Origin of the sequence: Lysinibacillus piscis (genome assembly GCF_026012395.1) — a bacterium.
Classification (GTDB): Bacteria; Bacillota; Bacilli; order Bacillales_A; family Planococcaceae; genus Lysinibacillus; species Lysinibacillus piscis.
Window position 1 is genome coordinate 81,183 of the sequence record NZ_BRZA01000006.1, and the last position, 25,156, is coordinate 106,338.

23 protein-coding genes, 2 rRNA genes and 1 pseudogene are annotated in these 25,156 nt (G+C 38.7%); 6 read left to right on the forward strand and 20 right to left on the reverse strand.

Annotation, left to right across the window (positions count from 1 at the left end; genetic code table 11):
- Window positions 1-3 precede the first annotated feature (3 nt).
- Both OPF91_RS16825 and OPF91_RS16830 read right to left on the reverse strand, forming a co-directional pair.
- On the reverse strand, window positions 4-426 hold the full coding sequence (locus tag OPF91_RS16825; protein WP_264990093.1) for a Na(+)/H(+) antiporter subunit B: 423 nt from the start codon (window positions 424-426) through the stop codon (window positions 4-6).
- Window positions 416-2,827, reverse strand: a complete 2,412-nt coding sequence (locus OPF91_RS16830; protein ID WP_264990094.1) for a Na+/H+ antiporter subunit A — start codon at window positions 2,825-2,827, stop codon at window positions 416-418. The genes OPF91_RS16825 and OPF91_RS16830 overlap by 11 nt, the downstream gene beginning before the upstream one ends.
- Before the next feature lie 405 nt (window positions 2,828-3,232).
- On the opposite strand from OPF91_RS16830, the gene OPF91_RS16835 reads away from it, so the two are divergent.
- Window positions 3,233-3,916 (forward strand): universal stress protein, encoded by a 684-nt coding sequence (locus tag OPF91_RS16835; protein ID WP_264990095.1) that lies wholly within the window; start codon window positions 3,233-3,235, stop codon window positions 3,914-3,916.
- Between the two features lie 136 nt (window positions 3,917-4,052).
- Here OPF91_RS16835 and OPF91_RS16840 read toward each other — a convergent pair whose 3' ends face one another.
- A complete protein-coding gene (locus OPF91_RS16840; protein ID WP_264990096.1) occupies window positions 4,053-5,258 on the reverse strand; it encodes an MFS transporter in 1,206 nt (401 codons plus the stop codon).
- A gap of 75 nt (window positions 5,259-5,333) precedes the next feature.
- On the opposite strand from OPF91_RS16840, the gene OPF91_RS16845 reads away from it, so the two are divergent.
- Window positions 5,334-6,053 (forward strand): YetF domain-containing protein, encoded by a 720-nt coding sequence (locus OPF91_RS16845; RefSeq protein WP_264990097.1) that lies wholly within the window; start codon window positions 5,334-5,336, stop codon window positions 6,051-6,053.
- A 20-nt stretch (window positions 6,054-6,073) separates the two neighbouring features.
- Here the strand turns inward: OPF91_RS16845 and OPF91_RS16850 are convergent, their stop codons facing one another.
- From OPF91_RS16850 to OPF91_RS16875, 6 genes and pseudogenes are all read right to left on the reverse strand, one after another.
- Window positions 6,074-6,775 carry a CBS domain-containing protein gene (locus OPF91_RS16850; protein ID WP_264990098.1) on the reverse strand — a complete coding sequence of 234 codons (702 nt, stop codon included), beginning with the start codon at window positions 6,773-6,775 and terminating at the stop codon, window positions 6,074-6,076.
- Between the two features lie 104 nt (window positions 6,776-6,879).
- Entirely contained in the window at window positions 6,880-7,650 is a 771-nt protein-coding gene (locus tag OPF91_RS16855) for an ABC transporter permease (RefSeq protein ID WP_264990099.1), read from the reverse strand.
- A complete protein-coding gene (locus OPF91_RS16860) occupies window positions 7,647-8,522 on the reverse strand; it encodes an ABC transporter ATP-binding protein (RefSeq protein ID WP_264990100.1) in 876 nt (291 codons plus the stop codon). The genes OPF91_RS16855 and OPF91_RS16860 overlap by 4 nt, the downstream gene beginning before the upstream one ends.
- On the reverse strand, window positions 8,519-8,722 hold the full coding sequence (locus tag OPF91_RS16865; RefSeq protein WP_264990101.1) for a PLDc N-terminal domain-containing protein: 204 nt from the start codon (window positions 8,720-8,722) through the stop codon (window positions 8,519-8,521). The genes OPF91_RS16860 and OPF91_RS16865 overlap by 4 nt, the downstream gene beginning before the upstream one ends.
- 150 nt (window positions 8,723-8,872) lie before the next feature.
- Entirely contained in the window at window positions 8,873-9,304 is a 432-nt protein-coding gene (locus tag OPF91_RS16870) for a protein-tyrosine phosphatase family protein (protein ID WP_264990115.1), read from the reverse strand.
- Window positions 9,299-10,243: pseudogene (locus OPF91_RS16875) on the reverse strand (carbohydrate kinase family protein); the annotation flags it as partial. The pseudogene OPF91_RS16875 and the gene OPF91_RS16870, both read right to left, overlap by 6 nt.
- A 133-nt stretch (window positions 10,244-10,376) precedes the next feature.
- Here OPF91_RS16875 and OPF91_RS16880 point away from each other — a divergent pair.
- Together OPF91_RS16880 and OPF91_RS16885 are read left to right on the forward strand one after the other, a co-directional pair.
- Window positions 10,377-10,940, forward strand: a complete 564-nt coding sequence (locus tag OPF91_RS16880) for a GNAT family N-acetyltransferase (RefSeq protein WP_264990102.1) — start codon at window positions 10,377-10,379, stop codon at window positions 10,938-10,940.
- 12 nt (window positions 10,941-10,952) lie between these two features.
- Window positions 10,953-11,858: an EamA family transporter gene (locus OPF91_RS16885; RefSeq protein ID WP_264990103.1), complete on the forward strand. Its 906-nt coding sequence runs from the start codon at window positions 10,953-10,955 to the stop codon at window positions 11,856-11,858.
- A gap of 42 nt (window positions 11,859-11,900) precedes the next feature.
- Here OPF91_RS16885 and OPF91_RS16890 read toward each other — a convergent pair whose 3' ends face one another.
- Window positions 11,901-13,193, reverse strand: coding sequence for a transglutaminase domain-containing protein (locus tag OPF91_RS16890; RefSeq protein ID WP_264990104.1), 1,293 nt, complete (start codon window positions 13,191-13,193; stop codon window positions 11,901-11,903).
- A gap of 82 nt (window positions 13,194-13,275) precedes the next feature.
- A complete protein-coding gene (locus tag OPF91_RS16895) occupies window positions 13,276-14,421 on the reverse strand; it encodes a transglutaminase domain-containing protein (protein ID WP_264990105.1) in 1,146 nt (381 codons plus the stop codon).
- Between the two features lie 137 nt (window positions 14,422-14,558).
- On the opposite strand from OPF91_RS16895, the gene OPF91_RS16900 reads away from it, so the two are divergent.
- Window positions 14,559-16,451, forward strand: coding sequence for a tetratricopeptide repeat protein (locus OPF91_RS16900; RefSeq protein ID WP_264990106.1), 1,893 nt, complete (start codon window positions 14,559-14,561; stop codon window positions 16,449-16,451).
- A gap of 46 nt (window positions 16,452-16,497) precedes the next feature.
- Here the strand turns inward: OPF91_RS16900 and OPF91_RS16905 are convergent, their stop codons facing one another.
- The 7 genes from OPF91_RS16905 to aceA form a co-directional block, all read right to left on the reverse strand.
- Window positions 16,498-16,902 (reverse strand): hypothetical protein, encoded by a 405-nt coding sequence (locus OPF91_RS16905; RefSeq protein WP_264990107.1) that lies wholly within the window; start codon window positions 16,900-16,902, stop codon window positions 16,498-16,500.
- 62 nt (window positions 16,903-16,964) lie between these two features.
- The gene (locus tag OPF91_RS16910) at window positions 16,965-18,338 is read right to left on the reverse strand and encodes a sensor histidine kinase (RefSeq protein WP_264990108.1); all 1,374 of its coding nucleotides are present in this window, start codon (window positions 18,336-18,338) and stop codon (window positions 16,965-16,967) included.
- Entirely contained in the window at window positions 18,335-19,009 is a 675-nt protein-coding gene (locus tag OPF91_RS16915; protein ID WP_264990109.1) for a response regulator transcription factor, read from the reverse strand. Before OPF91_RS16915 ends, OPF91_RS16910 begins: the two co-directional genes overlap by 4 nt.
- A 70-nt stretch (window positions 19,010-19,079) precedes the next feature.
- Window positions 19,080-20,189, reverse strand: a complete 1,110-nt coding sequence (locus tag OPF91_RS16920) for a DUF1648 domain-containing protein (protein ID WP_264990110.1) — start codon at window positions 20,187-20,189, stop codon at window positions 19,080-19,082.
- Window positions 20,190-20,192: 3 nt separating this feature from the next.
- Window positions 20,193-20,588, reverse strand: coding sequence for a GntR family transcriptional regulator (locus OPF91_RS16925; protein ID WP_264990111.1), 396 nt, complete (start codon window positions 20,586-20,588; stop codon window positions 20,193-20,195).
- 97 nt (window positions 20,589-20,685) lie between these two features.
- Window positions 20,686-22,284 carry a malate synthase A gene (gene aceB / locus OPF91_RS16930; protein WP_264990116.1) on the reverse strand — a complete coding sequence of 533 codons (1,599 nt, stop codon included), beginning with the start codon at window positions 22,282-22,284 and terminating at the stop codon, window positions 20,686-20,688.
- A gap of 82 nt (window positions 22,285-22,366) precedes the next feature.
- Window positions 22,367-23,650, reverse strand: coding sequence for an isocitrate lyase (gene aceA / locus OPF91_RS16935; RefSeq protein ID WP_264990112.1), 1,284 nt, complete (start codon window positions 23,648-23,650; stop codon window positions 22,367-22,369).
- Window positions 23,651-23,839: 189 nt separating this feature from the next.
- Between aceA and OPF91_RS16940 the strand changes: the two genes are divergently transcribed.
- On the forward strand, window positions 23,840-24,490 hold the full coding sequence (locus OPF91_RS16940) for a LytTR family DNA-binding domain-containing protein (RefSeq protein ID WP_264990113.1): 651 nt from the start codon (window positions 23,840-23,842) through the stop codon (window positions 24,488-24,490).
- Between the two features lie 303 nt (window positions 24,491-24,793).
- Here the strand turns inward: OPF91_RS16940 and rrf are convergent.
- Both rrf and OPF91_RS16950 read right to left on the reverse strand, forming a co-directional pair.
- A 5S ribosomal RNA gene (gene rrf / locus OPF91_RS16945) occupies window positions 24,794-24,909 on the reverse strand.
- 123 nt (window positions 24,910-25,032) lie between these two features.
- Window positions 25,033-25,156 (reverse strand): 23S ribosomal RNA (locus OPF91_RS16950); the annotation flags it as partial.

Sequence of the window (25,156 nt, forward strand, 5' to 3'; positions counted from 1 at the left end):
TGGCTACTCATCCTCACTTATACTTAAAATAATCGTGACAACAACACCTACAACAGTTAATGCAACACCTGCTTCAAATAATGTGACTGTTGAAAGCCCTTTTTCTCCAAATATTGGTACTTCCACATATGTGTATGCCTGTGTTAAAAAGGGTTTATCGAAAAATAATGAGCCTGCTGCTGTACCTGTTGCCAGTAACACGCCGAATGCCGCTACTTTTTTAAAATCAAAGGGCATTCCATTATGTACAGTCTCAATATCGTAAGCTAAATATAATAAAACAATAGCGGAGGCAAGCACTAAACCGCCAATAAAGCCACCACCTGGTGCATGATGTCCAGCAAAAAATAAATACACACCAAGCGTTAAAATAATGAATACGACCGCTTTCACCACAGTACGTAAAATGACATCATTAATTTTCATTGTCTGCCTCCCCCTTTCTTGGCTTCAGCTTTGTCAATGTATAAACACCCAAGCCTGCAATCAGAAGAACAACTACCTCTAACATCGTATCAAATGCACGGAAATCGCCTAATATTGTATTGACAATATTAGAGCCTCCTGCCAGCTCATAAGCATCGTTAAAATACGTGGCAATCGATTCAAATCGTTCATAATGCACAACTGCTAGACCAACTAGCGTCACAGTTGCGCCTACTAAAATAGAGATTGTCACATGTGACCACCGAGCTTTTCTTTGCTTTTGCTCAGGCATTAAATCTGGTAAATATTTAAAGCATAATAAAAACAATGCTGTTGTGACTGATTCCACTACTAATTGTGTCAGTGCTAAATCAGGTGCACGGAAAATCACAAAGAAGAAAGCAATAGAGTAACCGAGCACACCATTTAATAGCATCGCTGTCACTCGCCCTTTAGCAAACACTATCCATAGCGCCGCAAACATCATGACAAATACTAAAATGAGCTCATGCGATTCAACTGCTGCATCCCGTGTCACACGTAAAACCATGGCATCTGACCAAATGAAGTAACCAGCAATTAATGCAATAAAAAATACATAAATATAGATAAAGTAATGTGTTAAATTCCCCGTCATATAACGATTTGTTAGCTTTGTAGAGCCACTTTCCGCAAAGCTTAGTGCTTGATTATAGTAGGCATTAAACGTGTAACGCTGGGAAAATAAGCGATACAGTGGTTGCCAGCTCTTTAATGTTTTGTAGAGCACGGTACCGATAATCACGACACCAATCGTCATCACTAATTCCATATTAAAGCCATGCCATGCGGAAATATGTGGTGTTAGCTCACTAATGGATGGGAAGCTTGGATAAATGCTTGCCATGGCAGGCTGTAAAAGATAATGGCCAATAAGATTCGGGAAAAGGAAAATCCCTACAACAAGCACACATAGAATAATCGGTGAAATTAACATGCCAAACGGTGCTTCATGTGGCTTCTTATCCAATCGCTCAGGTTGAAATCTTCCTAAAAATGTACGACTAATTAAAATCATGCTATAAACAAAAGTAAAGATACTAGCCACCCATGCAACCATCGGGAAAAGCAGACCGATATCTGCAATAGAAAAGGCTTCTACATCTCGAATTGCCAATACCGCTGCAAAAAACATTTCCTTACTCAAAAATCCATTAAATGGTGGAAGTCCAGCCATCGAAAAACTTCCAATCACAGCAATAGTAAAGGTAATCGGCATCAATGCCATTAACCCACCAAGACGACGAATATCTCGTGTCCCTGCTTCGTGATCCACAATGCCGACCATCATAAATAGTGCACCTTTAAATGTCGAATGATTGATAAGATGGAATAATGCTGCAAAACTAGCCTGTGTATATAACAATGTACTATCTGCGTAACCGTAATAATGGCCAACAGAGCCTAGCCCAAACAAGCTCATAATTAAACCTAGCTGACTAATTGTTGAGTAAGCTAACAATGCTTTTAAATCGATTTGACGTACAGCATTAAATGAACCCCAGAATAATGTAATTAATCCGATGCCACTAACAAGCCAAAACCAAATGGCCTCTCCTCCAAAAATTGGCGAAAAGCGAGCAACTAAATAAATCCCTGCTTTTACCATCGTTGCTGAATGAAGATAGGCACTAACAGGTGTCGGTGCTTCCATCGCATCTGGTAACCAAATATGGAATGGGAACTGGGCAGACTTCGTAAATGCGCCGAGTAAAATACAAATAAGTGCTGGAATAAAGAGTGCATGTTGACTTACGATGTCAAGGGTCGCTACTATTCCTCGAATACTAAATGTATCTGCTGCTACATATAGCATCAGGAAGCCTGCAAGCATGGAAAGGCCACCAAAAACCGTAATCATCATCGCCTTTTTTGCCCCTGCACGAGAAGCTTTTCGATGATGCCAAAAGGCAATAAGCAAAAAGGAAGATACGCTCGTTAACTCCCAAAACGTATACAGCACCATTAAATTATCTGAGAAGACGACGCCAAGCATTGCGCCCATGAATAGTAGTAAATAGCAGTAAAAATGATGAAGTGATTCTTTCGTTGATAAATAGAAAATAGAATACAATATCACTAAACTACCGACGCCTGTAATCAATAAGCCAAAAATCATACTAAGGCCATCAAGGTAGGTTGTAAAATTAATATGGAAAGAGGGAATCCATTTATATGTATGGATCAATGTTTTACCCTCAGCTATTTGAGGAATGTACTGTATAAGGAAAAGGAATATAATAAGTGGTATCGGTAAAATAAACCAACCTAGGTGCGCAATACGCCTCAATCGTTTATGTAGCAATGACACGAGTGCGGCACAAATAAATGGGAAAAGAATCGCTAGAAAAAGAATGGCCATAAGAAACCTCCTATAATGTATATTTGAATATCGGAGTGCTGTGGACTTGACTAATTTGTGGAACTCCTTGCATAATAATGTGACATATAATGCATAGGAATTTAGCCTATATCAACTAAATCTTACTATTTCAAGTTATTCTGATATATTGTCTACAAATTCTATACATTTTTAAGTATACAATATAAATCAATTACGCTCCAGCGTAATTGCGTCTGGATTTTTTCGAGCTTGCTCGAAAAAGTTCCTTTTTAAAATCCATGACATCTGCTGGGGCTTTTATCTCGGTTCAGCAAATGAACGTTTGCTGAACCGAGATAAATGGATTGCACTGTAACAGCATTGGTTTTAGCTTTTTTACTACCATTTCTTCAAAATTCGTCCTAAAAGAGGTGTATAATTTTTATGAAGCATACAAAAAGGCGTTTAGACGAAAGTATTTTAGTATGTGTGTATTATGGTCAAAACGGTGAACGCTTAATACGAAGAGGTCATAAAATGGCATCTATGTTAGATTGCCCACTCTATATTCTTTCGGTAGACCCTCAACCCTTTGATGCCTTCGACGCAGAAAAATCTGGTTATATTGAACAATGGAAGGCTCTATCCGTTGAGCTTGACGTGGAGGAGTTTATTCTTCTTGACGCTGAAACACGCCCCGTCCAAAAAGTCATTGCAGAAGTGGCTAAAAAACATGCCATTTCACAAATTATTGTTGGTCAAAGTGCCCAAAGTCGTTGGGAGGAAATTATGCGTGGCTCCTTCCTCAATGTGTTATTGAAAGAAATCCCTTTTGTTGATTTTCATATCGTGGCTGTCCAACGCCCAACAGATGACGAAGTATATGACATTTTTGAAAAAGGTGTTCGAGCTTATTTAATAAAAGAGCATGACCGCTTTAAAATTGCCTTTACTTGTCCAAAGCAGTTAGCCATTGAAGGAATCTTCTTTAAAGAAATCGGTACAGACTTTGACAATGGAATCTTTAAGTTCTCCTACAATGACAAAATGCATGAGGTGCATATATCAGAAGGCTATTTATTAGAGCCTGAAAAATTACCAGCTGAATTTTTATCACCATTATCCTAATTGACAAAAAAACGTGCTCTCATTGTGAGAGCACGTTTTTATTTTATTGCTGACGTTACATTACACTACACTTTTGCACAATAAACATTTGTCGAATATCTACGAAGTCATGTCGATTGCCTACGAATGGCTTTCATTATGCCATCGAAGCTGGTTTATCCTTTGGTAAAAGAAAGGCTACAAGTAACAGCAGTGGTAATAGGGACACAACCATCATTGTAAAATCAATTCCTTTATGGTCCATCAATATACCAATTACCATCGCCCCAACAGCACCCATACCGAATGCAAAGCCTGTTGTTAAACCAGCCATCGTTCCAATTTTAGAAGGTACTAGCTCCTGTGCATACACAACTGTTACAGAGAAGCTAATCATAATCAATGTACCAATAATGATTAAAAATAGGATCGCCGCCCATAATGGCACATATGGTAGGGCTAAACAAAACGGCATTGGTACAACAACGGATAGTAAAATGACATTTTTCCGACCAATGCGATCTGACAATGAACCACCAAAAAATGTGCCGACAACACCAAAAGCCATAAAAGCAAAAATAAGCATTTGACCAAGACGCAAGCTAATATCATAGTGATCCATCAAATAAAATACATAGAAGCTTGTAATATTAGTTGTATAAAATGATCGTGCAAAAATAATCGTAAATAATAATGTTAGTGCAATACCTACCTGTTTTTTCGTCAAAGGCGGTAAATTAGAAACAAGTATACGTTTTGTTTTCGCTTTACGCTCCTGCTCTAATTGATTTTTATACCAACCTGCAATTTTGCTCAATAAAATAATGCCAATTGTCGTTAATAGTAAGACCATCGCTGCTCCACGTTGTCCGAAAATATCCAAAATATAAGCACTGATTAATGGCGCTAATGCTTGACCAGAGTTACCACCAACTTGATAAATCGATTGTGCTAATCCTCTTTTTGATCCAGCTGCCATAAAAGATACACGTGACCCTTCAGGATGAAATACAGCAGAGCCAAAACCTAAAAATAAAACAGCGACAAGGATTACCCAATATTGAGAGGTAAAAGCAATAATTGCAATACCGATAAAGGAGCTAATCATCCCAATCGGCAATGCATAGGGCATCGGTTTTTTATCACTGACAAAGCCTACAACAGGTTGCAAGGCAGAGGCAAACATATTTAAAACAAATGAAATAAGTCCGATTTGCGTAAACGTTAGACCCAACTCACTTTTCAATATCGGGAACATCGCTGGAATAACAGCCTGCATCGTATCATTAATTAGATGTGCAACGGCAATCGCAATCATAATAGGGTAAATAGGATTGTTCAAATTCCCTGCTTTTGTATTCATAGCAGATTCCTTCTTTCTCAACTCGTATAATATCGTCCTTTGTGCACATGCTACCTTTTGATAGGAGTTGATACAATGGATGATTTTCTACATGCTCATTTTTGGGAAATGATATTTCGTGCAACAATTTCCTTTTTTGCATTACTTATTTTAGCCCGAATTCTCGGAAAAAAACAGCTTGGACAACTGACATTCTTCCACTACACAACAGGTATCACCTTTGGCTCGATTGCCTCTGAAATTGCTGCACAAGCAGAAACCCCTTTTTTAGACGGTCTTATTGCTCTTATTTGGTGGAGTGTTTTGACCTATTTAATGACTATTATCACCATCAAATCGAAAAAAGCACGTGTCTTGATTGATGATAAGCCAACTATTGTCATTCAAAATGGACTTGTTTTAGAATCCGCTCTGAAAAAGAATCGCCTGCATATGGATGAATTAACGATGATGCTACGTGAACAATCTATTTTTTCCATTCAAGATGTCCAATATGCTTTACTAGAAACAACAGGTAAGCTCAGTATTTTACAAAAACCTGCTGAACAGTCTGCCACGAAGCAAGATGTACGAGCTGATGTGTCCATTCCTGCCTACATTCCAACAGAAGTTGTATCAGATGGTCAGTTGATATACGAAAACCTAGTAGAACTTGAATTAACAGAAGATTGGTTAATGAAGAAATTGAAAAAACAAAATGTTCATGCTGTGGAAGATGTTTATTTTGCACAAGTACAAGATAATGGCTCCTTATATATTAGCTTAAAAGATAAAGCAAGACGTTCAAGCCCTTAATAGCTTGTCTCGTCTTGCTTTTAGTCAATATTCATAATGTCTAGTGGTGTCACCATGCCCAATAACTTTTGCTGTGGCTTGCCATGTTCAGTTATCAGCAATGCCTCAAAGCGTTGCCCCCGCTCCACACCACGTTTAAAAATTTCCTCCGCCTCATAAATCGTTATGTACCGACTAATAAACTTATAATTTACTCTTTTTTTCTCATGCAATAAAATATCTTGCAATGTTGGAATTTGCTTTGGCAATTGGTTGTCCGTCATCGTTGTAGCTAACCAATTGGTGATTCCCACTGTTGTCACAAGTCCTTTAAACTGCTCTTGATTGTAGACAGGGAACTGTGTATATTTACGAGATTTAATCACCTTTAAAACATGCTGTAAAGAATCTTTTTCTTGAAATACATAAACCTTTTTATCAAACATTTGCCCTACTAAAGTCGGCTTGGCTAGCGCTGCATCAATCTCTTCAATTTTCTCCACTACTTCCATATGCGGCTCGGCAATGACATAATCCAAGGCAATACGATTATGGACAATGGCATTACGTAAGTCAGCATATGCACGCAAATCATCCTCATATTTAGTCACAAGTGCATCTTTCCTCTTTGCTTGGTCCAGCAAGCGAGAAAACGGCATAAACTCTTTCACACCAACAATATCTCGTAGTCGATGGTCAATACGATTAAATGCTGTAAGAAATCTATCTGAGTTACGTGTCATAACTAACACCTACCTTTTATCCCGTATTAACAGGCTGTAAAAACCCGATTGAAGGTTTACTTTATGTTAATTATAACGTTGGCTAAAGGTAGGCGCTATTCTTTTTAAATTTTCACCATCGAAGTATTCTTTTTCATCATCACAATACCAATCGCTATACTGATTATAGTGAACATGACCGTCATAAACATACTCCACCAATAATCCTGCATATACATCATATCTCTAATTAATAAAACCCCATTACTCGGCAATGACCACGGCAAAAAATCCCATAATATCGTTAAAAATTGCCCTATAAAAATCACGATAAATGCTCCTGTTGCAGCAATCATTGTATTAAAAGTCGCACTCATCATTAAAATAACAGCAATGACAAGCAATAGCCAAATGAAGTAGGTTACAAAGCAAGCTAGCAATGTACCTATTTCAAAATTTCCATATAGCACAGTTGTATAGTACACACTTGCTGCAAAGCCCGCTACAGCACTAACAAAGCCAATTGCGCTTATCACTAAAAACTTACTTATAAAATAGGCACTAAATGAGATTGAACGTACATACAGTAATGTTGCTGTACCATTTGCTCGCTCCTTACTAATGCTTCCTATAAAGCTTGCCAACAATACTAATAAACCAATCATTTGAAATTGCCCAATGGATGCTTGCAAAAGGTCTGCTGGTACAAATTCGGGTAACTGAATATCGAAGCCCTCTGGTAAATTACCGACAGCGTGTAAAATATCCATCATATAATAATTAGTCAGTGGATCACTCATACCAAGTATTGCAAAGACAAGTGGAATCCATAAAAATTTCCAACTTCGCCAAGCCTCTCGAAATTCTTTTTGTAACAATATAGGTAGTCCTCTCATGCTCGATCCACCACCTTCATAAAAATTTCCTCTAATGATGCTGTCTGCCGTTCTACCTTTCGTACTTGGAATGAATTATTATTCAAACATTCAAACAATTCATTCATGTTAGGTCGCTCATCTTGTATAGTAATATACACGGAACACCCTCTCACCTCACCTATAAAATGTGAGGCAAACAATTGTGCTTCCTTAGCTGAGTAAAATTCTACAATATAATTTGGCTCATCAAAGCGTTGACGTACCTCAGATAGCGTCCCCTGTTCTACTAATTGTCCATCACGTAAAAACAATAATTGGTCTGTCATTTCTTCGGCATCATTCAAAATATGTGTAGAATACAAAATTGTCGTTTCTTGTTGTAAATCCTTTAAGACATTCATCACTTCTCGACGTCCGATTGGATCTAACGCAGAAACAGGCTCATCCAATAATAAAAGCTTTGGTTTATGCACAATTGCCTGGGAAATACCTAATCGTTGCTTCATTCCTCCAGAAAAAGTAGCAATCTTTTTATGCAGTACGTCGCCTAATCCAACAAATTCTAACGTTTTTTGCGCTTCCAATTTGGCTGTTTTGGTAGGTAGACCACTCAATTTTGCTGCCATCTCTGTAAACTCTAATGCGCTCAACCATGGATAAAATTGTGGATATTGTGGTAAAAAGCCGATATCTCCCTTTGCTATTTGAATAGCACCTGCTGTCGGCTTCAATAATCCTGTTAACATAGATAACGTTGTTGTTTTTCCTGCTCCATTTGGCCCGATTAATGCTGTAGATGTATTACTTTTCAATGTAAATTCAAGTGGATGCACTACAACTTTATCAGCAAATTGTTTCGTCAATCCTTTAACCTCTAACACGATTGTCATGATTGCTTTCTCCCAATAATGAAATATAAAATAGGCCCAAGTAAATTGGCGAATAAAATAATAAGCACCCATAAAATTTTCGGTCCATTTGTTGTGTGAATTCTACGTAAATCAATTAAAGCAACAATCATCAGCACTAACTGCACAACGATTAATGGTGCTATGACTGCCCACGGGATTTTAGCTAACTCCTCCATCATCTAAATCACCTCATTGTTTGTTATACAATAAATATAACAAAATTGTGCTACTTTGTATAGAACAATCAACTTAATTTTTATCCGTTATTTTTTCGTAAAATAAAAAACAGCATAACCATTCCCAACAGATTGAAATGGTTATGCCTAGTATTATTTATATAACTTCTTCAACGCAGCCGCCATGTTTGGACGAATGGTTACTTCTGGGCGTGCCTTTTTCACAGCCTGCTCCGCTTCTTCTATTGAATCGGCTAAGCCAAGCTCCATTAGTACAGCCGTTGCTGCTACACCTGCACGACCACCACCGCTTCCACAATGGAAATAAACTTTTTGTCCATTTTCATAAGCACCTGCAATTTCTTGCGCTACTTTTTGGATGGACGAGGCAATGTCACTATCCTCATCAGCGATTGGGACATGCTTATATGCATAAGGAGCGTCTGTCTGCTCCTCAGTAGTCAAGCCATTCACACGCACATCAATCACAACATCTACATGCTCCTGTTCAAAAGCTGTCTTCGCATCCTTGACACCGCCAAAAAAGAGCTGTCCTTCGACCAACACATCATAATTTGGCTCCACTAAATGCTTGATGTCCTCATAATAAGGAAGAGCGGTTAATGCACCTGCCTTTGTTGCTGCTAAAGCACCTAGTTTATTGCCAAAAGTCACACAGCGCATTAATTCTTCCTGTGTTGTTGGCAAGCCGTTATAATGGACGTCATGCAATACACCTGCCATAAAGGCATCTCCAGCACCCGTTGTATCGACAGGTATCACTTTTTCTGTCGGCACATGGATCACTTCTCCATTTAACACCGCATATGTGCCATTTTCACCAACTGTTATTAAAATAATCGGTATTAAGTAGCTGTCTAATTGTGCAATACCATCTTCTAAATTTGTTGTTTCCGTTAAGAAAAATAATTCATCATCCGTTACCTTTAAAATATCTACATCCTCAAAGAAAGATGTAATGGTTTCGCGACAAATGGCTTCACTACTCCAACGTAATGGACGAATATTGGCATCCATCGCAATAATAACACCCTTGTCCTTTGCCATGTTGACAGCTGTACGCGTTGTTTCAAGTGCTGTTGGATGGAACATTGTACCTGAGCATACCGTTAATGCTGATGCATGTTTAAAAGCCGCTTCCTCTAGCTGTGATGCCTCAACTTGCAAATCAGGTGTTTCATCTACATAATCTTTAAAAATGCGTTCACAAGCCTCTGTTAAATGAACATAGACGCCACTCACACGTTTAGCTGGATTAAAAACAGCATAATCTAAATTCACGCCTTCAATCGCAAGCCCTTCTCTTACAAATTCCGAGCCCTCATCATCGCCTGTAATCGTAATCAACGCAGATGGTGCACCGATACGGCTAATCCCTGCTGCCACATTTACCGTTGCGCCACCCATATATTTCGTAAACGACGTATTTGTTACATCATCAGCAATATAATCAATAAACGCATCCCCATACACCAAAATAAATCCTTTATCTTCCTTTAACATAATACCCTCCAAAAAAGTCTCTTATTTATAGATTAACACGAAATTTGTCGGAATGTGCGTTAATTTGATGCGTATTATTATATATTTGTGGCTATCTTGACTATACTTACCTATAGAAAGGTTGGGATTTTACATGACAATAACGATAAGACAAGCACAACCACAGGATGCTTTTGCTGTTGTACCACTTATTATTGAAGCTATTGGTGCTATTGCCAATCGTTTAACAGGTGAGCAAACAGATGAAGCTGTGGAACGTGAACTAACCATACTATTCAAGCGTGAAGATAATCGTCATTCTTACTTAAATACATTTGTCGCCATAGAGGATGAAGAAATACTTGGCATTCTTGTTTATTATAATGGCAAACAGGCCATTCAAATGGATGCCAACCTCGTTCAATGGCTGGAGGCAAAAAATGCACCCTCTATCGTGATTGATAAAGAGGCACATGAGGATGAATATTATATTGATACCGTTTGTGTGACACCAGCCTCACGGGGAAAAGGCATTGGTACATTATTGCTCCAATATGCAGAACAACTCACACAAGAACGTGGTGGGCAAAAATTATCCTTAAACGTGGAAACAGAAAAAATAAATGCTCGCCGCTTGTATGAACGCATCGGTTATGTCATTATAGAACCTTGGTCCATTATTGATGAACCATTCCATCATATGGTGAAACAATTATAGAAAGGTATCTTTATGAAAACGAACGTATTTTATCCAGTTCTTATTATTATCGCTTCTAGCAGCTATGGCATTTTATCAACCATAGTCAAAGTAGCCATGCAGCACGGCTTTTTAGCTTCTGAAGCTGTATCCAGTCAATATATTATTGGTTTTCTGTTAATAGCTATTATTTTTCTAGTAACGCAAAGACAATTGCCTCGTCCTTCAACAAAAGGCTGGCTGATTCTCCTTATATCAGGTATTTTCACTGGTACGACAGGCATTGTTTATGGCGAATCTTTAAAATATTTGCCTGCTTCTTTAGCCGTCGTGATGCTATTTCAATTTACATGGATTGGCTTATTCATCGACTGTGCACTGCATCGCCGTTTCCCAAATCGTGCAGAAACACTGTCATTAATGATGCTATTTACGGGAACTATTTTAGCTGCAGGTGTCCTAAACGTAGATTTAAGTAATATTCCTATGCAAGGATGGCTATTTGGCTTAGCGGCTGCTTTTACCTTTGCTTGCTTTATTCAGTTTAACTCTAGGCATGTTGAGGGTGTTACCACAACTTCCCGTGTACTCATCGTATCTTTTATGGCTCTTGTAGTCGTTAGTATTTTCCTTGACCCTGAAATCATTTGGAATGGGAAACTATTTACAGAAGGCTTGTGGAAGTTCGGACTAGCACTCGGCTTTTTCGGTATTATTTTACCTATTTATTTGTTCTCCATTGCTATACCAAGGGTGGGGGGCGCACTTGCTTCTATTTTAAGTGCCATGGAATTGCCTGTGGCTGTTACTGTTTCCGTTATTGTGTTACATGAAACGCTAACATGGCTACAAATAGTTGGCATTATCTTCGTTATTTTAGGTATGATGCTACCATCGATTCTTGCTCAGCGTAAACAGCAGCGTATAGCTAACTCTTAACTGAAAACAGGGCTATCAGGAAAACTCCCTCATAGCCCTATTTTACAATGCCATTCGCTTTTGCTCATTTGTCATAAAGTACAAATAGCCATCCTTCACAAATAAATCCTTCGTATCTTCCCTATTCAATAATTGCTCATCACTACCGTCAGGACGTATTTTTGTTAAATACGCGCCGTGTGAGTAGTTGCTATAATACAGCCAACCATCTGCATAAACGATATACTGTACACGTGTATTCGAGACACGCTTCGATTTTCCTGTCGTCAAATCTAACACGTATAATTTACTATCATCTGCCGTATTGCTATAAAACAATTGCTGGTCTACTTGTGTAGCAAAATCAACCTGATGATAATACTGATATTGTGTACTTGTCGCTTTAGGATAGTCCTTCACTATCCATGTATGGTCCTCTGCCATTGTGCGGTCATCTACTAAAAAGTAACGATAGCGAATCGCACCTTTACGGTCAGGCACAGGATCATTCCATGTTGTATCCAGATGATACCAAGCCTCGTCTAGCTTTACTAAATTCCATGCATGTCCTTCTTGCCCTACATAGCCCACGACATATTGTGTCTCAATGCCGAGTTTCGTTAACATAGCATGTGCGAGTAAAGCATAGCCTTGACAAACACCACTATGCTCAGCAAGCACCGTGTATGCACTATGTGGGCTCGATTTCGTTTGCTCCGTATAAACCGTATTGGACACAATATAATCATTAACCGCCCGTACTTTTTCTATCGCTGTTGATGATTTTTGTTTGATGATATCAACTACTGCTTGTACATTTTTATCCACATAGGCAGCTTGCTCTGGTGTCATTAAGTAGCTTTGCTCACCTAAAATCGTTGCTGTATTTCTGCCATATTCATAGCGAATCGCATGTTTTTTCATATGTCCATATACATAATCATCTCGTTGTATCGCATTATTATAGGCTTCCTCAACAATTTGCTCAATTCGTTGGGTATTGCCTTTATATTGAATCTCAAATGTTGGGGCAAAGCTACTATAATAAACATACATAGCATCAGCCATTTCCTGTGCATTTGTTACCACACGTCCAACTTCAGGCTGTGACGTAATGGGAGCTGTTGCTGTTTGCTCTGACGGTTCTTCCTCGATGAAAGTCGCTTTTTCAATCGCTGCATTGTCTGAAATAGTTGCTGTCACTTCTGTAATTTTATCTTTTGCTACTAGCAGTATATCCTCTATATCTTCATTCTCCGTCCAAGCAATGATTTGCTTTACGGCCGCTTTACTCGCTGTATAAATAGGATCAATAAAAATAAGTACCACTATGACAATCACTAATTTCTTCCACAAAATGCCCACCTCCATCCCTATTACATTCATTATATACAAAAAAGGCACAAAGAACTCATCACGATGCTCTTTGTGCAATAGTTTAGATTTTTAATTTTTGTTTTTTCCCATTCATCTCGTAAATTAACTCATTTCCTTGAATCTGCAAATTGGCTACCTCTTGCTTCACAAGTGTCTCTACCTTCAATGTTTGTAGATTCAATTTTGCCAGATAGCCACCATTGCTATAATCGCTGTAATAAAGGAAATTGCCCGCTCCTGTAATATAAATAGCACGCGTATCAATCACCTTTGTTTTCTTACCACTAGCTAAATCTAGTTTATATAATTTATCATCATCTGTTGTATTACTAAAATATATGATATTGCCTATTTGATGCCCAAAATCAACACCTAACATAAAGCTATACTTGGCACTTGTAGCCGCGGGATAATCGGCTGCTATCCATGAATGATCTTTCTTCAATTGTGCATCTGTCACTAAAAAATAATCATAGGTTGCTGCTCCTATACGATTCGGTAGCGGATCATTCCATGTCGTATCCAAATGATACCATTGTCCACCAACATGCACTAAATTCCAAGCATGTGCCTCATTACCGTCTACATAACCTGTGACATATTGCGTTTGGATACCCAACTGTGTCAGCATTTGATAAGCCGTTAACGCATAACCTTGACACACAGCTTGTCCCTCAAATAATACAGCATAAGTACTGTGAGGACTTGCTATCGTATCTTCTCCATAAGTCGTATTGGACACAATATAATCATTCACAGCCTTTACTTTTTCAAACTCCGTCATAGATGGCTTAATAATTGTCTTCAACACTTTATCAATCTTTTGTTGGACAGCTACTTCCTTTTTTGCATCTGTTAAATAGTTAACCTTGTATGTTGCATTTCCTGCTGAATCCATTGACATTGTGGTATTATCCATATGTCCATTTGCATAGACCGCCTGCTGTTGTGCTTCTTCAAAGGCTTCTACAAATTTTTCTTCAAAGTTCTTCATATTTCCTTTATATGTGATACGAATAGTTGTTTCAAATTGATTTAATTTAGTAACAATTGCATTTGTGAGTTGCTCCCAAGTCGAAACTGTTGTTGTCTCACTCTGTGCAATCGTCATAGAGGAACTGACTATATTACCATTTGGACTTTGCGCATAGACAGTTAATGGACTTAACAATAATAAAGCAACACTACTAATTAGCCATTTCTTCATTCTCCATTCCTCCTTTTGACCCTAGTATAACAACAAATTTCTATGAATACTATGCTACTTATATAAAACTTCTCAATAACTACCTTATCCCCCCGATATTATCAAAAGAGAAGATTTCTCAAAAGGAGGTGTGGATGATGATTCAATATGATATTTTACAAAAGCAGTGCGAGAAATTAGAGGTACTCGCTCTTCATACACTTGCAAACTATTTACAACAAGCTAGCTCCCATGCTGTTTCAAAGCCTGTTGTGTCTCTAAAAAATTCATTACTTGTATTAGAGGAAATTTTGTATGAGGTATATAAATTAGAAATGCACACAGAGCCACGTGTTAAAAATAGGCGTTCCTTGCTCAATAATCGAAATTTTGTAGCTAAAATTCATCCTCGCCGTATTTATTTATTAATGAATGTAGTCAATAAAATGACGAATCGTAATAGCAATGACATTATTGAGGCGAAAGCGGCAAAAATGGTCCTTGATTATATAAGTGACATTGTGGAATGGTTTATGCAGCATTATGATGCAACACTGCAAGCTAAAAAAGTACATACAATCGAACCATTTGATATTGATGTGATGCTGTATGAAGCGCAAACGCCTGAAGCTTACCAAGCAGCGGCTCAATGGTTTGAGCTTGCTGCACAACAAGGGAATCCAAGTGCACAATACAATTTAGGTGTCCTTTACAATCAAGGCAAAGGTGTCAAAAAAGATTATGCACTGGCGAAGAAGTGGTATGAGCAAGCGGCGGCTCAAAATGATGCTAATGCGCATTACAACTTAGGGCTACTTTATCACTTAGGACATGGTGTTTCACAAAATTATGAACAAGCCGCTATTCATTACAAAGCAGCGGCGAATTTAGGTAATGCAGATGCACAATATCATTTAGGTGTCCTTTACAATCAAGGGCTAGGTACAACGGTTGATTTTCAGAAGGCAGCCAAATGGTATCAACTAGCTGCTGAGCAGGGCAATACAAGTGCTCAAAATAATCTAGGCTTCCTTTATCATGATGGTACAGGTGTTGAGCAAAGCTATGAGCAAGCGATGTCTTATTTCAAAACAGCCGCACTTGCAGGCGATGCTAGTGCTCAATATAATACAGGCTATATGTATTTAAAAGGTCGAGGCATTCCACAAGATGATGTAGAAGCGGCGAAGTGGTTTCATATGGCGGCATTGCAAGACCATACAAATGCAGAATTTCAGTTAGCCCTACTCTATCACACAGGGCAAGGTATCCCACAAGATCAGCAAGAGGCAAAAAAATGGTTGAAATTAGCGGCATATAAAGGGCATACAAAGGCTCAATATCATCTTGGGTTATTGTATGAGCAAGAGCACAATTTGGATTCTGCTGAAAAATGGCTATTACTTGCCGCTGATGCCCATCATGTAGCAGCTCAGTTTGAATTAGGCTATATTTATGCCCATCATAGGCAACAGCCTGATAAAGCCCTACCTTATTTTGTAGCTACTGCGGAAAAGGGTTATGTAGATGCACAATATGAGCTTGGTTTACTCTATGCGACAAAGGCTGATTACGCAAAAGCCCTCGATTGGTGGAAAATAGCTGCCAATCAATCACATACACAGGCCGAATATCAATTAGGCTTATTGTATGAGCAAGGGCAAGGTGTAGAGCAGGATTTAGAACGAGCTCGACGCAGTTATCGTTCAGCCGCTACTAGAGGACATACTGGTGCACAATATCAGCTTGGTAATTTATATGATAAAGGCAAGGGTGTCACACAGGATTATACAGAGGCCGCTAAATGGATTGAGCAAGCAGCTGCTAAAGGACATGCAAAGGCTCAATATCAATTAGCGCAAATGCATATGCATGGACAAGGTGTACCAAAGGATTTCTCCAAGGCGGCACAGTTCTATCGCCTTGCTGCACATCAAGGGCATGTAAAAGCACAGTTCCAACTCGGCATGCTCTATAAAAAGGGGCAAGGTGTTGCACAAGATTATACAGAGGCAACAAGATGGCTAAAAAAATCGATTGAAGGTCAATAACTCCTAAGTAACATTTACAACAGCAAAAAACGAGCGTATCTTCAAGTCATACGCTCGTTTTTTTGGATGGTCGAACCATAAAAGTCACTACAATGAATAAAGCAAAGCTAATAAGTAATGTTGTACCACCCACAATAAAGAAAATCAGTGTAAATGTATGCCCAAAATGAAACGGATTCACATTGTAAAATAGCATCCCTACTATTAAGCCCACTACACCAATAATCGCTGACCAGCCATGTGCCATTACTAATTTTGCTGATTTTACTTGGAACACACGATAAAAAATGCCCCATGCAAACATACTTAGCCAGCCAACAAGTAAAATATGTGCGTGGATTGGTCGATATTCATAGCCTCCTGAACCAGCCATATGTGAGCCTAAATAAGTACCAATAAGACCAAATATAGCGGCTAGGCGAATTAAACGTAAACTCCATTTTTGTTCCATTTGATGATGCCCCCTATCTATTCATGAGCATATCGTGTGAACATGAACTTTACATGAACTTCTTATGACATTTTTGGCAAACGCACATATACCTTTGTCCCCACATCAATCTGACTCTCCATCTCAACTGTACCACCATGCAATTCTATAATTTGCTTCACAATGGCTAAGCCTAATCCTGTTCCTTGCTTCGTCCTTGAAGCATCTGCACGATAAAAACGCTCATATACTTTTAACAATTGTTCATCAGTCATTCCTATCCCACTATCCTCTATTAGCACTTCGATATTTGTAGGCTGTACTTTAATCGTTAGCTGAATAATACCACCGTCATGATTATATTTAATCGCATTGGTCAGTAAATTATCCCAAACATTTTGCAACAAGCCTGCATCGCCATCATACTCAATTGGCTCAAGCTGATAAGATAATTGAATATTAGCCTCCTCAAGCTGCCAACGATATTTCCTTACCGTTTCTTTTAATTGTTCATCAAGAGGATATGGCTCACGTTTCACCATTCTTGTTGATTGGTCTAAGGAAGTCAGCAATAAAAGTTGCTTTGTTAATGCAGATAGTCGCTTCGTTTCCAGCTCAATAATTGTTGTATATTCTTGTTTTTCCTCTTCCGTTAAGTTCGAGCTCTTCAATAAATCGACATAGCCTTGAATATTCAATAACGGTGACTGAAAATCATGTGATACATTACTAATAAATTCTTTACGCATACGGTCATTTTCCTGTAATTGTGTTGCCATCTTATTAAAACTATTGGCTAATTGACCAATTTCATCTGCACGGTCAATCGTCAGCAATGTATCAAATTGTTCATGTGCTAGCTGATGTGTAGCAGTCGTTAACTGTGTAATGGGGCGAATTAATGCCTTTGCAAATAACAACATCGCTAGTAAGCTTAATACAGCCATTGCTAGAAGTAACCCTGCTAAAATCGTATGCACCTCTGAAAATAATAAACGAATATCAGGTCGTACAAATAAGGCATATTGTTGATTTTCATATACGAACGGCACACCAATCGTATTCGTTAATTCATTGGCGAAAAAGCCTGTTACAAACGTTTCTTTTGGAAAATCCCGCATGCCATGATATACCTCTCCAGCTAAAACATGCTCAACTACTTCAAAAGGTAATGTCGTATCACGATATTCGCCACCGAAAAAACTCCCTCGATCTCCTGTCGTTACATAAATTTGATAGCCTATATCACCAAGTGTCGTTAAATATTCCATTAAATCATTAGGCTGTGTAGCTTCTATATAATCGACAATATCTTCGGCAATGTTTACGTTTTTTGCATCATTCTTCGCTTTCATGACTTGATGATAGTATATATTAATAGCCAAAAAACTGAGCATTAAACTACCAAGCATCACAAGCAATGTCGTCAACATAAATTTGCTGTACAACGTCTTCATGGTGCCTTCACCTCAAGTTTGTAGCCAACACCACGCACTGTAGTAATCTCTGCTCCTGTTTCATAAGATTGTAGACGCTCCCGAAGTCGCTTAATATGTGTATTTAATGTTTGCTCGTCCCCTTCATAGTCATAGCCCCAAATTTGTTCCATAATCATGCCACGTGTAAATACTTGGTTTGATCGTGAGGCTAATAAAGCGAGTAACTCAAATTCCTTCAATGGTAACAATAAGGTGTCTTGCCCAATTATCACTTCAAAGCTCAGGCGATCAATCACTAATCGCCCTACTTGTAATGTGACTTGGTTTTTTTTATCTAATCTGCGCAAAATGGCGGCAATGCGAAACAATAATTCCTTTGGCTCAAACGGCTTTACAATATAATCATCCGAGCCCGCTAAAAATCCACGTTCCTTATCCTCTAATTCTCCCTTTGCCGTCAATAAAATAACAGGTAGCTTATAATCCTGACTTAATATTTCTGTCAAAGTGTAGCCATCTATACCAGGCATCATCACATCGACAACTGCTAAATCAGGCGTATGCCCTTCAAGCAACTGTAGTGCCTGTTCCCCATTTTCTGCCTGTAGCACTTGATAGCCTTCCTTTGTCAAATAAATATTGACCAGCTTTAAAATATGTATATCATCATCCACCACAAGAATTTTCATCTTTCTCCCCCCCATTTCTTTTCAATTTAACATAGGAACCTTTTGCGATACAAAAAAATTCACTCACCCTTTATGAGTAAGTGAATACAGCTAATAGAGAAATGACAATGAGCAATGCGAGTGGTATACCATATATAACATAGACACGTGGATTCCCTAGATTTACTGTCCACCCCACACCGAAACGTTTTTCCACAAATACAGAAGGGTCTTGACGATTGATATAAATTAATCCACCTTTCCAATAACGGTCATCATCTATATCCATCACAGATACTGGTGCCCGATTGTCATAACGCACCCTTAATTGTCGCTTCTTCCACACATAAATAGTCATTGAGCCTAACACGATGATTAAAAATAAAACAAATAATGGTAATAATCTTTTTCCTGTAGCTATAGAGGGGTAAATATTACTAAGCTGTAATACCGTTAGTAGCATCGTTAAAGCATAACTAACTACCGCTGTATTCCAACTGATATATTTACGAGTCTTTAATTGTTCTTCCACTGATGCCTCTTTATGATTAACCGCTACTTTAATGGCTGAACGTTTAATGGAATCTGCTGTTCCCCACATAATAGACTGTATGATTAGCATCCCAAGTGGCAACAGGATTGCTGTAAAATAATTTTTTTCCTGCCAAGCATCCGCTTCTCCCGTAGGTCCCCAATGTGTAGCAATTTGCTGGGGCATTTGATCATAATGCCATAATGTAAAAAAAATCATGAACACTGTCATACTAATTGGTATTGCAAAAAATGGCCATGGTAGCATTTCCTCTCGACTGCGTGCTGTCACATCAACTGCTCGCACCTGCTTCACATGTATGCCCCATTGCTCTCGTTTCTTCAAAGTTGCTACTTTTCGATAGTTCACCCCATAAATGACCATACTAACAGCTAGCATCCCGAATAAACAACTCATAAATAGTAATGCTTGCACTGCATCATCCAATGTCAACAGCACCATACTACATATCATCACAATGAGCAGAAGGATACTCACTATACCAATGACTTGTGTATATTGCTTTTTCATCTTCTTTAATAGTGGATGTCCTAAATTTTGTTCAGGTACTGTTACACCAAAGACACTCGTTTCTCTTACAAGGTAAGGGATAAACATTTGTATGACTACTGTCACAATATAAATGCTTAGTAATACAGTAACCACCATTTCCTATACCCCCTCCACCCGTAATTGTAAATCGGCAAATACTTTTTTCATCATGTCTTCAATTTGTTTTTCTGTTGCCCCTAGCACCATCCCTTCTGCGACAACAGGCTTTAAATTTTTTTCAATTTGCTGCAATTGCTCCAAGGTTAGTACACGTTCATCCGCTGAACGAATAACCGCTCCCGATTTAGCACGAATGAAGATAATCCCTTTCGCCTCTAATTCATGATAGCTTTTATTCACTGTATGCATATTAACACCTAAATCTGCTGCCAAACTCCGCACAGATGGTAATGTCTCCCCTGCCTGCATATCACCTCTAGCAATACCTTCGATAATTTGCCTTGTGAGCTGCTCATAAATCGGTACAGTAGATTGTGGCTCTATTTCAATAAACATCTTCATCACCTCTTTTTTTGTTATATATTTAGTATAACAAATTTCTGTACATAAAAAAACACCTAACAAGTCCCCCAGCTTGTTAGATGTTTTGTGATTAAGCTAATTTTTCATAGCCAGGTAATGTTAAGAACTCTACAAATTCATCCTGCTCAATTAATGCCTTAAATAGATCAGCAGCTTCATCATAACGTCCATTAGTATACGCCTGCTCACCAAATGTCACTTTCAATTTCCCAAGCTCCTCCGCTAAAATAGACAGCACAAATGCTAGCGTAATATCGCGCCCATCCTCCAAAACACCTTGCGGATGACGAATCCATTGCCATACTTGTGTTCTAGAAATCTCCGCAGTTGCCGCATCCTCCATTAAATTATGAATAGGTGCTGCACCATTTCCTCGTAGCCAAGAGGCAATATATTGTACACCTACACTACAATTTATACGCAAGCCTTCTAACGTAATTGTTCCCTCAGGTACAGCAACTAAATCCTCTGCTGTCACCTGCACATCCTCACGCTTTTTATGAATTTGATTTGGTGTCGGCATAATTGCATCAAATTGCTCCATCGCTGTCGCTACCATGCCTGGATGCGCTACCCATGTACCATCATGGCCATCTGTCGCCTCCCGACATTTATCCTCTGCTACTTTAGCAAAGGCTACTGCATTTGCCTTATCATCTCCTTTAATAGGAATCTGTGCTGCCATACCACCCATTGCAGGTGCATTGCGTTTATGACATGTTTGGATACATAAAGATGTATAAGCCTTCATAAATGGCACGGTCATTGTGACTTGCCCTCGATCTGGCAAAATCACATCTGGCTGATTGCGGAGACGCTTAATATAGCTGAAAATATAATCCCAGCGACCACAATTCAAGCCAGCGGAATGCTCACGCAGCTCATATAAAATTTCATCCATTTCAAATGCCGCTAAAATGGTTTCAATTAATACAGTCGCCTTAATTGTCCCTTGTGGAATACCAATATAATCCTGTGCGAAAACAAAGACATCGTTCCACAAACGTGCCTCTAAATGACTTTCTAATTTGGGTAAATAAAAATATGGTCCTGTTCCTTGTGCTAATGCATTTTTAGCATTGTGGAAGAAATATAGACCAAAATCAAAAAAGCTCCCAGATATCGGCTCTCTATCTATTAATACATGCTTCTCCAATAAATGAAGACCACGTGGACGCACTAATAAGACAGCTGTTTGATCATTTAATTTGTATGTTTTTCCATTCGATGCTTGTGTAAATTCAATGGTTTTGTTGATGGCATCACGCATATTGATTTGTCCGCCAATCATGTTCTCCCATGTTGGCGCAGAGGCATCCTCAAAACAGGCCATAAACATTTTAGCACCTGAATTTAATGCATTAATGACCATTTTACGATCAACAGGCCCTGTAATTTCCACACGGCGATCCTGTAAATCTGCTGGTAACGGTGCAATTGTCCAATTTCCTTCACGAATAGACTTTGTTTCTGCTAAAAAATCAAGCTTATCTCCCGCATCCAAACGCTTCTGACGTTCCTGTCGAGCAGCTAATAATTCCTTGCGACGTGCATCAAATTTATCATGTAATGCGCATATAAACGCAAGTGCTTCTGGCGTTAAAATTTCCTTTGTTTGCTCATCTTGTGCACTTATAATTTGAAGTTTCTCTGTTGTGACCTGTTCCATCATTCATTTCCCTCCAATTTATACATCCTCCGCTTTAGGAGAAGCGGAGGACGTGTCTATGATTATGAATTTAGAAAACAACTTATACAAATTGCTCTGTTTCCGTAGAGCCAGCCATAGCTGTTGTAGATGATGTACCACCTGAAATGATTTGTGATACTTCATCAAAGTAACCTGTTCCTACCTCACGTTGGTGACGTGTAGCTGTGTAGCCTTTTGATTCAGATGCAAATTCAGCTTGCTGTAACTTAGAATATGCAGCCATTCCATTGTCTTTATAATCATGTGCAAGCTCAAACATAGCGTGATTTAAAGCATGGAAACCTGCTAATGTAACGAATTGGAATTTATAGCCTAACTTACCTAACTCACGCTGATACTCCGCAATTTCTTGGTCTGAAAGATTTGCTTTCCAGTTGAAAGAAGGTGAGCAGTTATATGCTAGCATCTTATTAGGGAATTCAGCACGAATAGCTGTTGCAAATTCACGTGCTTCCTCTAATGATGGCTTCGACGTTTCACACCAAATTAAATCTGCATATGGTGCGTACGCTAAGCCACGTGCAATCGCTTGTTTAATACCTGCATTTGTACGGAAGAAGCCCTCTGGTGTACGCTCTCCTGTAATAAATGTAGCATCACGTGGATCAATATCAGATGTTACCATATCAGCTGCATCTGCATCTGTACGAGCGATTAAAATTGTATCTACCCCCATCACATCCATTGCAAGACGTGCTGACACTAAATTACGCACAGCATTTTGTGTTGGTAGTAATACCTTCCCGCCTAAATGACCACATTTTTTCTCCGAAGCTAATTGGTCTTCTAAATGTACCCCTGCTGCCCCCGCTTCAATCATCCCTTTGACAAGTTCAAATACATTTAATGGTCCACCGAAGCCTGCCTCAGCATCCGCTACGATTGGTGCAAACCAGTCGAATTCATCCTCACGACCTTCCGCATGGTCGATTTGATCTGCACGTTGTAAAGCTTGATTAATACGTTTCACAACGGCTGGTACAGAGTTTGCTGGATATAAAGATTGATCTGGATACATTTGTCCTGAAAGGTTCGCATCAGCAGCTACTTGCCAACCTGATAAGTAAATTGCTTGTAGACCTGCTTTTACTTGTTGTACAGCTTGATTTCCCGTTAGAGCACCTAAAGCATTGATAAACGGCTCCTCATGCAAAGACTTCCAAAGACGAGCAGCTCCCTTCGCTGCTAATGTTTGTTCTAATACAACAGAGCCTTGTAATTTCACAACCTCCTCTGCTGAATAAGGGCGCTCAATACCTGCCCAACGTGGATTCTCCAACCATTGCTTTTCTAAATTTTGAATTTTCTCCTGACGTGTCACCATATAAAAACTCCACCTTCCAATATTTTTTATAAAATTTTTAAAATACTGTTTCATAACAGTTGTTTTTATTGTAAATTAATATATAACAGATTGATTGAATTTTCATTATTTTTAGATAAAAAGCTAAATTTTGATGATGAATGCTCTTATTTGAGCGACGAAACTTGGAAAACAAGGAGGATTTTTATAATGGAACACCATGCACTTTTATCAAATGCTGCGGCACAACAATTTCTTTCGATATTAAAGGATTTGATTCCGACCAATTCATCTATTGCAATTGCTGCCCAAAATGCTTATATTTATTTGCATTCTGAACAACCACATATTCAAGTAGGATTAGGAGAATCAGTACAGGCAGGGAGCATCGCTGAGCAAGTTTTGCTCACTCGGAAACAAACCGATCCTTTAATTGATTACTCGCTTTCTGATATACCTTATTATGGTGTAGGGTATCCGATTGAAATAAAAGAAGAGCCTGCTGCATTAATTGTGCTAACACAGAAAGTAGAACCTGTTGAATTTTTAACGGGGAAGCGTAATGAGGAATGGATTCCTATTGCGGCTACTAAAATTTCTCATCTTGAGAGCTTACAGAAGAAAACCTGGTTTTATATAAATGGTGAGCAATTCAAAACGAATTTTACATTAAAGGAGCTACAGGTACGATTGCCAACCTCTTTCATTCGTATTCATCGCTCTTATATCGTGAATATACATGCTATTAAAAAGATTGCACGTGATCTTACTTCTAATTTAATTGTAACCCTTGAAGATGGTCATGAATTGCCTGTAAGTCAGTCTTATATTACCAATTTGCGTAACGCCCTTGAATTCTAGTGAATTTCTAGGCGTGAGAGTTGATACACAAAATCGCCTAATGTTGTTATTGTCACATGGAAATTTTGCAGAGGAACATAAGCTACCAGTACTTCTCTCACGAACACCAATCAAATTTTAATAGACTATTAATAGGAGGTAAGAGAAATATGATGAAGGGAGAATGAAAACAATGTTGATTTGTTGATTTAGAATTCGTCAGATTTTGAGCTTGCTAAACATTCAAAGTTAATTCATCTATTGGACCGGGGAAATTTTAGTAAACAAAAACCAGTCAACTGCTAAACAGTTGACTGGTTAATTGCGAAGCGATGTCCTACTCTCACAGGGGGAATCCCCCAACTACCATCGGCGCTAAAGAACTTAACTTCCGTGTTCGGGATGGGAACGGGTGTGACCTCTTTGCCATCATCACTTCACTTGCACATGGATGTGCTGGTGTCTACGTTGCAACACGATATTGCGTCCTTAGTAGACGTTCTTTTTGAAAGAATTATTCTTTCAAAACTGGATAAACGGTGCATTGTTTTGTAACACTTTTTTTGGTTAAGTCCTCGATCGATTAGTATTCGTCAGCTCCATGTGTCACCACACTTCCACCTCGAACCTATCTACCTCATCGTCTTTGAGGGATCTTACTTACTTGCGTAATGGGAAATCTCATCT

Bases quoted from the DNA above. Each gene is read 5' to 3' on its own strand.
- OPF91_RS16825 (WP_264990093.1), bottom strand. From the start codon at position 426: ATGAAAATTAATGATGTCATTTTACGTACTGTGGTGAAAGCGGTCGTA.
- OPF91_RS16830 (WP_264990094.1), bottom strand. From the start codon at position 2,827: ATGGCCATTCTTTTTCTAGCGATTCTTTTCCCATTTATTTGTGCCGCA.
- OPF91_RS16835 (WP_264990095.1), top strand. From the start codon at position 3,233: ATGAAGCATACAAAAAGGCGTTTAGACGAAAGTATTTTAGTATGTGTG.
- OPF91_RS16840 (WP_264990096.1), bottom strand. From the start codon at position 5,258: ATGAATACAAAAGCAGGGAATTTGAACAATCCTATTTACCCTATTATG.
- OPF91_RS16845 (WP_264990097.1), top strand. From the start codon at position 5,334: ATGGATGATTTTCTACATGCTCATTTTTGGGAAATGATATTTCGTGCA.
- OPF91_RS16850 (WP_264990098.1), bottom strand. From the start codon at position 6,775: ATGACACGTAACTCAGATAGATTTCTTACAGCATTTAATCGTATTGAC.
- OPF91_RS16855 (WP_264990099.1), bottom strand. From the start codon at position 7,650: ATGAGAGGACTACCTATATTGTTACAAAAAGAATTTCGAGAGGCTTGG.
- OPF91_RS16860 (WP_264990100.1), bottom strand. From the start codon at position 8,522: ATGACAATCGTGTTAGAGGTTAAAGGATTGACGAAACAATTTGCTGAT.
- OPF91_RS16865 (WP_264990101.1), bottom strand. From the start codon at position 8,722: ATGATGGAGGAGTTAGCTAAAATCCCGTGGGCAGTCATAGCACCATTA.
- OPF91_RS16880 (WP_264990102.1), top strand. From the start codon at position 10,377: ATGACAATAACGATAAGACAAGCACAACCACAGGATGCTTTTGCTGTT.
- OPF91_RS16885 (WP_264990103.1), top strand. From the start codon at position 10,953: ATGAAAACGAACGTATTTTATCCAGTTCTTATTATTATCGCTTCTAGC.
- OPF91_RS16895 (WP_264990105.1), bottom strand. From the start codon at position 14,421: ATGAAGAAATGGCTAATTAGTAGTGTTGCTTTATTATTGTTAAGTCCA.
- OPF91_RS16900 (WP_264990106.1), top strand. From the start codon at position 14,559: ATGATTCAATATGATATTTTACAAAAGCAGTGCGAGAAATTAGAGGTA.
- OPF91_RS16905 (WP_264990107.1), bottom strand. From the start codon at position 16,902: ATGGAACAAAAATGGAGTTTACGTTTAATTCGCCTAGCCGCTATATTT.
- OPF91_RS16910 (WP_264990108.1), bottom strand. From the start codon at position 18,338: ATGAAGACGTTGTACAGCAAATTTATGTTGACGACATTGCTTGTGATG.
- OPF91_RS16915 (WP_264990109.1), bottom strand. From the start codon at position 19,009: ATGAAAATTCTTGTGGTGGATGATGATATACATATTTTAAAGCTGGTC.
- OPF91_RS16920 (WP_264990110.1), bottom strand. From the start codon at position 20,189: ATGGTGGTTACTGTATTACTAAGCATTTATATTGTGACAGTAGTCATA.
- OPF91_RS16925 (WP_264990111.1), bottom strand. From the start codon at position 20,588: ATGTTTATTGAAATAGAGCCACAATCTACTGTACCGATTTATGAGCAG.
- aceB (WP_264990116.1), bottom strand. From the start codon at position 22,284: ATGGAACAGGTCACAACAGAGAAACTTCAAATTATAAGTGCACAAGAT.
- aceA (WP_264990112.1), bottom strand. From the start codon at position 23,650: ATGGTGACACGTCAGGAGAAAATTCAAAATTTAGAAAAGCAATGGTTG.
- OPF91_RS16940 (WP_264990113.1), top strand. From the start codon at position 23,840: ATGGAACACCATGCACTTTTATCAAATGCTGCGGCACAACAATTTCTT.